General features: G+C 59.8%; 10 protein-coding genes. All 10 read right to left on the reverse strand.

Translation table 11 applies throughout. The features are described from left to right. Nucleotides 1–15: 15 nt before the first annotated feature. Nucleotides 16–1,269 carry a diaminopimelate decarboxylase gene (lysA, locus tag AB7E65_RS04250; protein WP_072287033.1) on the reverse strand — a complete coding sequence of 418 codons (1,254 nt, stop codon included), beginning with the start codon at nucleotides 1,267–1,269 and terminating at the stop codon, nucleotides 16–18. 93 nt (nucleotides 1,270–1,362) lie between these two features. After that, nucleotides 1,363–2,148 carry a hypothetical protein gene (locus AB7E65_RS04255; RefSeq protein ID WP_428745328.1) on the reverse strand — a complete coding sequence of 262 codons (786 nt, stop codon included), beginning with the start codon at nucleotides 2,146–2,148 and terminating at the stop codon, nucleotides 1,363–1,365. 2 nt (nucleotides 2,149–2,150) lie between these two features. Then, nucleotides 2,151–3,536 carry an argininosuccinate lyase gene (gene argH / locus AB7E65_RS04260; protein ID WP_072287035.1) on the reverse strand — a complete coding sequence of 462 codons (1,386 nt, stop codon included), beginning with the start codon at nucleotides 3,534–3,536 and terminating at the stop codon, nucleotides 2,151–2,153. A gap of 183 nt (nucleotides 3,537–3,719) precedes the next feature. Further along, on the reverse strand, nucleotides 3,720–4,940 hold the full coding sequence (locus AB7E65_RS04265; RefSeq protein WP_320360634.1) for an argininosuccinate synthase: 1,221 nt from the start codon (nucleotides 4,938–4,940) through the stop codon (nucleotides 3,720–3,722). A 102-nt stretch (nucleotides 4,941–5,042) separates the two neighbouring features. Next, complete coding sequence (locus AB7E65_RS04270; protein WP_320360635.1) at nucleotides 5,043–5,771, reverse strand: RDD family protein; 729 nt, start codon at nucleotides 5,769–5,771, stop codon at nucleotides 5,043–5,045. Between the two features lie 17 nt (nucleotides 5,772–5,788). Next, nucleotides 5,789–6,697, reverse strand: a complete 909-nt coding sequence (gene argF / locus AB7E65_RS04275) for an ornithine carbamoyltransferase (protein ID WP_072287037.1) — start codon at nucleotides 6,695–6,697, stop codon at nucleotides 5,789–5,791. A 51-nt stretch (nucleotides 6,698–6,748) separates the two neighbouring features. After that, complete coding sequence (locus AB7E65_RS04280) at nucleotides 6,749–7,939, reverse strand: acetylornithine transaminase (RefSeq protein ID WP_428745329.1); 1,191 nt, start codon at nucleotides 7,937–7,939, stop codon at nucleotides 6,749–6,751. Beyond that, nucleotides 7,936–8,826: an acetylglutamate kinase gene (gene argB / locus AB7E65_RS04285; RefSeq protein ID WP_072287039.1), complete on the reverse strand. Its 891-nt coding sequence runs from the start codon at nucleotides 8,824–8,826 to the stop codon at nucleotides 7,936–7,938. Before argB ends, AB7E65_RS04280 begins: the two co-directional genes overlap by 4 nt. A gap of 90 nt (nucleotides 8,827–8,916) precedes the next feature. Further along, nucleotides 8,917–10,254 (reverse strand): ATP-dependent protease ATPase subunit HslU, encoded by a 1,338-nt coding sequence (hslU, locus tag AB7E65_RS04290; RefSeq protein ID WP_072287040.1) that lies wholly within the window; start codon nucleotides 10,252–10,254, stop codon nucleotides 8,917–8,919. Continuing rightward, nucleotides 10,251–10,784, reverse strand: a complete 534-nt coding sequence (hslV, locus tag AB7E65_RS04295) for an ATP-dependent protease subunit HslV (protein ID WP_072287041.1) — start codon at nucleotides 10,782–10,784, stop codon at nucleotides 10,251–10,253. Before hslV ends, hslU begins: the two co-directional genes overlap by 4 nt. Nucleotides 10,785–10,993 lie beyond the last annotated feature (209 nt).

Consider the following 10,993-nt stretch of genomic DNA (forward strand, 5'->3'; position numbering starts at 1 on the left):
CGGAGCCATCGGCCATTACAGCCCTTCCGGAATGGTTTCGCCCTTGATCAGGTCGTCGTAGGTTTCGCGCTGGCGGACCACCATGACCTTGTCGTTTTTGACCATGATTTCGGGAACCCGGCGACGACTGTTGTAGTTGGAGCTCATGGTGAATCCGTAGGCTCCGGCGGAGGCTACCGCTACCAGGTCACCCTGGGAAAAAGCGGGGATCTCGCGGTCCTGGGCGAGGAAGTCGCCCGATTCACAGATGGGACCGACCACGTCGGCGATGATGGTGCCGTCGATGGAGCGATCCGCGGCCTGGATGCCCTGGTAGGAACCGTACAGGGCCGGACGGGTCAGATCGTTCATGGCGGCGTCGACAATGACGAAATTTTTGGCTTCGCCCTTTTTGACGTAAAGGACCCTGGTGATCAGCATGCCGGCGTTGCCGACCATGACGCGGCCCGGTTCGAAAATCAGGGTGACACCAAGGCCCCTGGTCCCTTCAATGATGGCCCTGGCGTAATCGGCGGGGCTGGGAGGCTGTTCCGCGTCGTAGGTGATACCGAGGCCGCCTCCCAGATCCAGATACTTGATGGCAAAGCCCTCCTGCTGCAGGTTTTCCACCAGTTCGCGGATTTTAGCGATGGCGTCGACAAAAGGCGACAGCTTGGTCAACTGGCTGCCGATATGGCAGTCTACCCCGATAACTTCAAGATTCGGCAGGCTCGCAGCGCGGCGATAGTCCTCCAGGGCCTGGGAAATGTTGATGCCGAACTTGGCCTTCTTCATGCCGGTGGAGATGTACGGATGGGTCTGCGGGTCGACGTCGGGGTTGACACGGAGCGCGATGCCGGCTTTTTTGCCGAGGCGGCCCGCCACTGCATTGATGGTGTCAAGTTCCTGCGTCGACTCGACGTTGAACATCAGGATGCCGGCCTGCAGCGCATCGGCGATCTCGGTTTCGGTCTTGCCGACGCCTGAGTAGACGATTTTGGCGGCATCGCAGCCGACCTTTTGAGCGCGGAACAGTTCGCCACCGGAGACGATGTCAAAACCGGCACCGTGGTTGACGAAGGTTTTGAGTACCGCCAGGTTGCTGTTGGCCTTGATGGAATAGCAGATCAGGTGCGGTACCTCGGCAAAGGCGGAGGAAAAGGTCTCCAGGTGTCGGCTCAAGGTGGCGTGGGAGTATACATAGAACGGCGTGCCGACCTGGGTGGCGATATCCTTCAGGGGGACTTCTTCGCAGCAGAGATCGTTGTTGCGGTATTGAAAGTGGTTCATAAAAAACAGACTCCTGATTGAATTGGCGAGTTTAATGAAAAGAATATTTCAGATCTAAACAAGCTAAAACCGTAACATAGCTCTTTCCATATGTCAAAAAGGTGCCTCGGCGCCAGCCCAGGGCGTCGCCACCTCCGCTTTGGAGAGGAGACTTTCGATTTCCTGGCTGTCCTGCTTCACAATCGCCCTGACGGCGTAAAGATAGGTGCTGCCGCTTTTGAATAAGCGGTCCTCGAAACGCGGTTCCGCAAGGGGATGGGGGTTTAGCGGAGCGATGGCGAAGGGCCGCCCGGGACGTCGGCGGTAGACATTGTAGCCGACCAGTTCGAGACCGGCGGGCAGCGCAGGGGCTTGCCAGGTCAGAGTCAATACACCATCGGCGGTTTCGGCAGCGACCTGTTGCGGCGCCGGCGGCAGGAAGGTAACAACCTGGCGAGCCTCGGCCGGCGTGCCGTCCTGGCCCCAGAGATTGTAGGGGATAACGCGATACTGATAGCCGCGGCCCTGCTGCAATCCGGTGTCCGCCATGAAAAAGCGGCCGTCCGATTGCTGAACATCACGCAGGTATGCGAGCTCGATCTGACGTAGCAGTATGGAGGTGTCGCGACAATCGGGACATTCCTGATTCGGCTCGAATTCCATGCGCATGATCTTGAAACCCGCCAGGTCGGTAAGCTCGGTACCGTCCTGGTTGAGGCGCGGCATGCTCCAGGACAGCAGCATGCCGTCGCCCTGCTGGCGCAGTTCGAGGTGCTCCGGCGCAGCGGGCAACGGTTGCCGTTGGGGGCGCACCGGTCCTTTGCGGCCGCAGCCGGCGCCCAGGGCCATTACCACCAGCACGGCAAGCAGCAGGCATGTTTGCAGTCGATGAGGTTTCATGGTTACATCCTCTGCAGGCGTTCCTGGCGGGCACGGGAGATTTCCCGGGCGACGGTTTCGCGTGCCGTGCCGCCGGTGGCCCGGCGGGAATTGACAGAAGCCTCAAGGGTGATGAAATCGTAGATATCCGCTTCGATAGCGGACGAAAAGGCTTTGAATTCCTCCAGGCTCAGTGCCTCGATCGGTTTGTCGTGCTCGATGCAGTAGCGCACCGTTTTGCCGACGATCTCGTGTGCCTCGCGAAACGGGATACCTTTGCGCACCACATAGTCGGCCACATCGGTTGCCGTGGAAAAGCCCCGGGCGGCGGCTTCGCGCATGTTGTCGGCGCGGATGCTCATCTGGGCGATCATGTCGGCGAAAATCTTCAGGCTGCCCTTGACCGTGTCGATGGTGTCGAACAGCGGCTCCTTGTCTTCCTGCATGTCCTTGTTGTAGGCCAGGGGCAAGGCCTTCATCACGGTCAGCAGGCTTATGAGGTTGCCATACACCCGCCCGGTTTTGCCGCGCACCAGTTCCGGCACATCCGGATTTTTCTTCTGTGGCATGATGGAGCTGCCGGTGCAGAAGGCATCGGACAGGTCGATGAAATGGAAATCGGCGCTCGACCACAGGATCAGTTCTTCGGAAAGGCGCGACAGGTGCATCATCGCGATGCTGGCGGCGCCGCAGAATTCGAGGGCGAAATCCCGGTCCGACACCGAATCGAGGCTGTTGCGGGTCACCCCGTCAAAACCGAGCTGTTCGGCGACAAACTCCCGATCGATGGGGAAGGTGGTCCCGGCCAGTGCGCCGGCCCCCAAAGGGAGCTGGTTGATGCGCTTGAGAAGATCGGCCATGCGCTCGGAATCACGCCGGAACATCTCATAGTAGGCCATCATGTGGTGCGAAAACAGAATCGGCTGCGCGGTCTGCAAGTGCGTGTAGCCGGGCATGATGACACCCAGGTTGCGTTCAGCCTGTTCCAACAGGCTTTCCTGCACCTGTTCGAGATAGGAGCGCACCTCCCGGACTTCGTCGCGCAGGTAAAGGCGGATGTCGAGGGCGACCTGGTCATTGCGGGACCTGGCGGTATGCAGCTTGCCGCCGACGGCCCCGACACGCTCGATCAGGCGTGCCTCGATGTTCATGTGGATGTCTTCCAGGGACACGGAGAACTCGAAATCGCCTTTTTCGATATCGGTCAGGATCGATTCAAGCCCGGAGATGATGGTTTGAGCTTCGCCTGCCGTAATGATGCCCTGGCGGGCCAGCATGCGGGCGTGGGCCACGGACCCCTGGATGTCGTAACGGTAGAGGCGCTGATCGAAATCGATGGAGGCGGTGAACGCCTCGACGAAGGCATCGGTAGGCTGGGTGAATCGTCCGGCCCAGGGCTTTTTGCTCATGGTTGAATCGCTCCGTTGATAAAACTGAAAGGCAGTGACTGGTGATTTGTGATTGGTGAAAAGCGCGATTGCCCTTATTCAGTTACCAGTCACCAGCCACTGCAAATAATGATCCGTGAGGGGTGACCGATGATTTGTGTTTAGAAAAACAAATCACCAGTCACTATTCACTAATTACCGACGTTAACCGCGTTTTTTCTGCATGGCGCTGCGGATGCGCAGGCGCAGGGCATTGAGGCGGATGAAGCCCTCGGCGTCGGCCTGATTGTAGACTTCGTCGGCTTCGAAGGTCGCCACTTCCGGATCGAAGAGGCTGTTGGTGTCGGACTTGCGGCCCACCACCCGGCAGTGTCCCTTGTACAGTTTGACGCGGGCCACGCCGTTGACGGTTTTCTGGGTTTCGTCGATCAGCGCCTGCATCGCTTCACGCTCGGGAGCGAACCAGAAGCCGTTGTAGACCATGGTGGCGTAGCGGGGGATAAGAGAATCGCGCAGGTTGAGCACCTCGCGGTCCATGGTGATCTGCTCGACGCCGCGATGGGCTTCCTCAAGGATGGTGCCTCCGGGGGTTTCATAGACACCGCGACTCTTCATGCCGACGAAGCGGTTTTCCATGATGTCGGCGCGGCCGATGCCGTGCTTGCCGCCCAGTTCGTTGAGGTGGGCGAGCAGTTGCGCCGGGGACAGGGCTTGTCCGTTGATGGCTACCGGATCGCCGTTGCGGAATTCGATTTCGACGTATTCCGGCTTGTCGGGAGCCTCTTCGGGGGCGACGGACAACAGATACATTTCTTCCGGCGGTTCGGCCCAGGGATTCTCAAGAATGCCGCCTTCGAAGGAGATGTGCAGCAGGTTGCGGTCGCTGCTCCAGGGGCGTTTCTTGGTCACCGGCACGGGGATGCCATGCTTGTTGGCGTAGGCGATGAGGGCTTCGCGGCTGTTGAGATCCCATTCCCGCCAGGGAGCGATGATCTTGATCTCGGGGTTGAAATGGTAGTAGGCCAGTTCAAACCGGACCTGGTCGTTGCCTTTGCCGGTGGCGCCATGGCAGACGGCATCGGCTTCCTCGGCCAGGGCGATCTCCATCTGCTTTTTGGAGATCAGCGGACGGGCGATGGAAGTGCCAAGGAAATAACGCCCCTCGTAGATGGCGTTGGCGCGGAACATGGGGAAGACGAAATCACGGACGAACTCTTCGCGCAGATCCTCCACATAGCATTTGCTGGCGCCGGTTTTACGGGCTTTTTCGGGGATGCCGTCGAGTTCCTGACCCTGGCCGAGGTCGGCGGAGAAGGCAATGACTTCACAGCCGTATTCCTCGATGAGCCAGCGTACGATGATGGAGGTGTCGAGTCCGCCCGAATAGGCCAGGACAGCCTTTTTGACAGTGCCGTGCTTGGACATGGAAAAACTCCTTCTGACAATGTTATGGCAACGCCGGTCACGCATGTGCGGCGGCGATGTCGATGGCAGGTTCTCGTTGTGCCGAAAACCTTATGGGATGCTTCATAGATGAATCACGCAGGTGTCAGCGATTTTGTCGTGCAGACCCTGTTTGTGAGCGTCGAACGCGACCATCAGGTAGCCGATGCCGAGGGTGATGCCGGAAACGAATTTGCCGAGGATTTCCCGCAGCGCGGCGCGCCCGTAAGTCATGTTTTGTCCGTCCCGGCGAACCACTTTCAATCGCAGCAGCATCTTGCCAGGCGTCTGACCGCAGGCGCCGGTGAACACCACATAGTAGGCCATGCCGACCGCGCTGCTGAAAAGCGCCAGCATTACGATGGAAGACACCGAGGTGGCTTCAATGTCGGGCGCGATCAGTTGCAGGACGGCTCCCAGAAGCAGACTCAGGGTCAGTTGCAGAATCCAGGCGGCTATCGAATCGATGGCCGCCGCCGCGGCCCGTATCCAGAAACCGGCGTATACAGCGGCAAGAGGAGCCGCCTGCGTCTGCCCGCAGGTAGGACAGCTTTTCCGGGGCTCCGCAAAAGCAGCGGGGCCTTCCTGCGTGGCCGTTTGCCCATCCGTGAGATCTCCGCTGGCTGCCGGACAGGTGATTTCAGGATTTTCAGAAACGATTTTGTCCGCGGCCTGATCCAGGCTCTTTGCCGGGGCCACGGGCAGGGCAAAACTCGCCTGACAGCGTGGACAGGTCGCTTCGGTGGCTTCGGCCGGGATGCGGTCCGGCGGGACTTGCTGGCTGAATCCGCAATATGGGCAGGTGATGGTCATGCTCCACTCCGGCATCTTCAGGCCATCAAGGTCGCCATGATGGCTTTTTGAATATGCAGGCGGTTCTCGGCTTCGTCAAAAACCACCGAGTGCCGGCTTTCGATGGCTTCGTCGGTGATCTCCTCGCCGCGATGTGCCGGCAGGCAGTGCATCAGGATGCAATCGGAAGCGGCGGCGGCGATTACCTTGTCGTTGATCTGGAAGCCGTTGAAGGCGGTAACGCGTTTGGCCTGTTCCTCCTCCTGGCCCATGCTGGCCCAGACGTCGGTGTTGAGGATGTCGGCGCCCCGGGCGGCTTCCAGTGGATCGTTGGTATAGACAATGCGGGCGCCGCGCTGTCTGGCGCGTTCCACCACCACGGGGTGCGGTTCATAGCCCCTGGGGGTGGCCACGCGCAGTTCAAAACCGAACATGACGGCGGCATTGATCCAGCTGTTGGCCATGTTGTTGCCGTCGCCAATCCAGCAGTAGATCTGCTCGCGGTAATTTTTCTTGTGCTCGATGACGGTCAGAAGATCGGCCATAACCTGACACGGGTGGTACATGTCGGTGAGGCCGTTGATGACCGGAATGCTCGACCATCGGGCCAGTTCCTCGACCCCCTGCTGGGAAAAGGTGCGGATCATGATGCCGTCCACGTAGCGGGACATGACGCGGGCGGTATCCTTGATCGGTTCCCCCCGTCCCATCTGGGTGGTGCCGGAGGAAAGAAACAAAGCGTGGCCGCCGAGCTGGTACATGCCGACCTCGAAGGAGATGCGGGTGCGGGTGGAGCTTTTCTCGAACACCATGCCCAGGGTCTTGCCCCCGAGCAGGTGATGTTGCTCGCCACGCTTCTGCCGGGCTTTCAGATCGGCGGCGAGGGCGAACAGGCCTTCAAGTTCCTCGATGCTCCAGTCGGTAAGGCAGAGAAAGTCTTTTTTCACGATCGATCCTCCTAAAAGGACGGGACTGCGACAGCGGCCCGTCTATTGAAATCAGAATTCCTGCAGAACGTCGCCGAGGATGGCCATCGCCTCGTCGATTTCCTCTCGGGTCACGATCAGGGGCGGCACGAAGCGCAGCACCGTGTTGGCGGTGCAGTTGATCAGCAGTCCCTTCTGCAGGGCCCGCGAAACGATATCGGCGCCGGGGATGGTCAATTCCATGCCCAAAATCAGGCCGCGGCCTCGCACCTCGGAGATAAAGGGGAATCGCTCCTTGAACTCCAGCAGTCGGCCACGCAGGTACTCGCCCATGGCCCTGCAGTTGTCGAGCACGCCATCTTCGAGCAAAGTGCGCATGGCGGCGAGGGCGGCGCTGGTCATCAGCGGGTTGCCGCCGAAAGTCGAGCCGTGGGAGCCCGGGCCGAAACAGGCGGCAACCTTTTCCGTGGCGATCATGGCGCCGATGGGCGGCCCTCCGGCCAGGGCCTTGGCCAGGGTCATGATGTCGGGTGCCACGTCGTGCTGCTCGTAAGCGAACAGGGTGCCGGTGCGGCCGCAGCCACACTGCACTTCATCGAACACCAGCAGCAGATCGTGCTCGTCACAGATGCGGCGCACTTCGGCCAGGTAGCCTGGCGGCGCCACGCGTACCCCGCCCTCGCCCTGAACCGGTTCCAGCATGACAGCGCAGATGCGGGGCGTGATGGCCTTGCGCAGCGCCTCGACGTCGCCGAAGGGCACATAATGGAAGCCCGGCAGCAATGGGTTGAAGCCGGCCTTGACCTTGTCCTGTCCGGTGGCGCTGATGGTGCCGATGGTGCGGCCGTGAAACGAAGCCAGGGCGGTGATGACTTCGAAGCGATCGTTGTTGAAATTTTCGGCGCTGTATTTGCGCACCAGCTTCATGGCGGCTTCATTGGCTTCGGCGCCGCTGTTGCAGAAGAACACGCGATCCCCGAAAGAGTGCTCGCACAGCAGTTCCGCCAGTTCGATCTGGCTGGGGATGTGGTAATAGTTGGAGCAGTGGATCAGGCGCGCTGCCTGCTGCTGCAGGGCGTCCACCACCCTGGGATGGCAGTGACCAAGATTGTTGACCGCCACGCCGGCAAGAAAGTCCAGGTAGCTTTTGCCGTCGGCATCCCACAAGCGGCACCCTTTTCCCTGGACGGCGACCAGCGGATAGCGGCCGTAAGTTTTTACCACGTGGGCTTCGCCACGTTCGATCCATTCCTGTGATATCATGATGCGAATCTCCCTACGGCGGTGCCGATGCCGTGATCGGTAAAAATTTCCAGAAGGCAGGCATGTTCCACGCGGCCGTCGATGATATGTGCGGTATGAACGCCCTCGTCGATGGCGTCGATGCAACAGTTGAGTTTCGGAATCATGCCGCCGGTGATGGTGCCGTCGTTGATAAGGTCCGGCACCCGGCGGGTGTCAATGGTGGAGATCAGCTTGCCTTGCTTGTCCTTGACACCCTCCACGTCGGTCAGCAGTATCAGCTTTTCCGCGCGCAGTGCCCCGGCGACGCGGCCCGCCACCAGGTCGGCATTGATATTGTAGGTTTCGCCGCCCAGCCCTGCCCCGACAGGAGCGATGACCGGGATGAAGCCGCTTTCCTCAAGGGCGGTGATGATGCTGGTGTTGACACTTTCCACCTCGCCCACCAGCCCCACGTCGATGATCTCGGGGGTCAGGGTGTCGGGGTTGATGGCGGTCAGCTCCAGCTTGCGCGCCGTGATCAGGCGGCCGTCCTTGCCGCTGAGGCCGACGGCCCGTCCGTCATGGCGGTTGATGTTGGCTACGATCTCCTTGTTGACCTTGCCGCCGAGGACCATTTCGGCCACGTCCATGGTTTCCTGGTCGGTGACCCGCATGCCCTGTACGAAGCGCGACTCCTTGCCCATGGATTTGAGCACCTGGCCGATCTGGGGGCCGCCGCCGTGGACGATGACCGGATTGAGCCCGATGAATTTCAACAGCACCACGTCACGGGCGAACTCGTGCTTGAGACGTTCGTCGACCATGGCGTGTCCGCCGTATTTGATGACGATGGTCTTGTTGTTGAAACGTTGGATGTAGGGCAATGCCTCCATCAGCACGTTGGCTTTTCTGATCAACTCTTCCATAGGACAGGCTCTTTCGAGAAGATAGCTGTAAGCTATAAGCTGTAAGTTTAAAACCTGAAACCTCGGGCCTTTTGCCTTTGGCCTGGAACCTTACAAAATATATCGCGACAGATCCTCGTCGCGGGCGATGTCGGCCAGTTGTCGGCGCACGAAATCGACATCGATTCGGACGCGCTGTTGCTGATGCTCCGGCGCATCGAAGGAGAGCTCTTCGAGCAGCTTTTCCATGATGGTGTGCAACCGGCGCGCGCCGATGTTTTCCGTCTGGCTGTTGACCTGGGTGGCGATGCGGGCGATTTCACGGATCGCCTCGCTGTCGAAATCCAGAAGGATGTCTTCGGTGGCCATCAGCGCCTCATACTGGCGGATCAGGGCGTTTTTCGGCTCGGTGAGGATGCGGAAAAATTCCTCCTCGCCCAGGCTGGCAAGCTCCACGCGGATCGGGAAGCGTCCCTGCAGTTCGGGGATCAGGTCCGACGGTTTGGAGACGTGGAAAGCTCCGGCGGCGATGAACAGGATATGGTCTGTTTTGACCGGCCCGTATTTGGTGTTGACGGTGCTGCCCTCGACAATCGGCAGAATGTCGCGCTGCACCCCTTCGCGGGAAACATCCGGGCCCTGACGGCCGGCCTGCCCGGCGATTTTGTCGATTTCGTCGATGAAAATGATGCCGCTCTGTTCGACCCGCTCACGAGCCAGGCCGTTGACCTTGTCCATGTCGACCAGACGCTCGGCTTCCTGCTCGATGAGCAGTTCCCGGGCCTCGCTCACCTTGATTTTGCGCCGCTTGGTTTTTTTGGGGAAAAGGTTGCCAAACATCTCCTTGATGTTGATCCCCATCTCCTCGGTCCCCTGCGGCGTGAAAATTTCCATCATCGGCATCTGGGCCGACTGCACTTCGAGTTCCACGATGCGTTCATCGAGGGTGCCCCTGCGCAGCAGTTTGCGCAGTTTGTCGCGGGTGCCACCTTCTCCGGCCTCACCGGAGGCCAGTTCGGGTTCCATGGACGCAGTGCCGGGCAGCAGCAGGTCGAGCAGACGTTCCTCGGCCAGATCTTCGGCTTTGACCCGTACCTTGAGGGCCTCCTCCTCGCGGACCATGATGATGGCGAGATCCAGCAGGTCCCGTACCATGCTTTCAACATCGCGACCGACGTAGCCGACCTCGGTGAATTTGCTGGCCTCGACCTTGATGAAAGGCGCCTGGGCGAGGCGCGCGAGGCGCCGGGCGATTTCGGTCTTGCCGACCCCGGTGGGGCCGATCATGATGATGTTTTTCGGTGCGATTTCGTCCCGCAGTTCTTCCGGCACCTGCTGACGGCGCCAGCGGTTGCGCAGCGCTACAGCGACGGCGCGCTTGGCCTGTTTCTGGCCGATGATGTAGCGGTCCAGTTCGGAGACGATTTCGCGCGGAGTGAAATTGGTCACGGCAGACTCTCCGACGAAATGTGGTCGTTGGTATAAATGCAGATTTCCCCGGCGATACGCAAAGCCTCGGTGGCGATCCGGTCCGCCGCCAGGTCTGCATGCCGTGTCATGGCCCGCGCCGCAGCCAGGGCATAACAGCCGCCCGAGCCGATAGCGGCAATGCCGTCATCAGGCTCGATGACATCGCCGGCCCCGGAAAGCACAAGGGTGTTGCTGGCATCGGCGACAATCAACAGCGCTTCGAGTTTACGCAGGATCTGGTCGGTCCGCCAGTCCTTGGCCAGTGCGACGGCGGCTTTGGGCAGATTGCCGTGAAATTCCTGTACCTTGGCCTCGAATTTTTCGAACAGTGTGAAGGCATCGGCGGTTGAGCCGGCAAACCCGGCCAGGATGCGGCCTTCGTACATACGCCGAATCTTGCGGGCGCCGTGTTTCATGACCGTGCTGCCCAGGGTGACCTGACCGTCCCCGGCCATGGTGACCTGACCATTGTGCCGCACACAGATGATGGTTGTTCCGCGAATCTCCATGGTCTTGTCTTTCGCAAGCTGATGTCAGCGTGAGAATTTGGAAAAATAGAGTGCATTTTAACACACGCTGACAGGCAAAAAAAGAAAAATGGCAGATTTCCCTATTCATTGCAAGCCCACTTTTCAGGGTCTGCAAGGGGGCTTTCTTGTCCCATGGGGGCCGTTTATTGATGTTGACATTTCCTTGTGTCGGATATAAATACAGCTAG

Origin of the sequence: Syntrophotalea sp. (assembly GCF_050253115.1) — a bacterium.
GTDB classification, from domain to species: Bacteria; Desulfobacterota; Desulfuromonadia; order Desulfuromonadales; family Syntrophotaleaceae; genus Syntrophotalea; species Syntrophotalea acetylenica.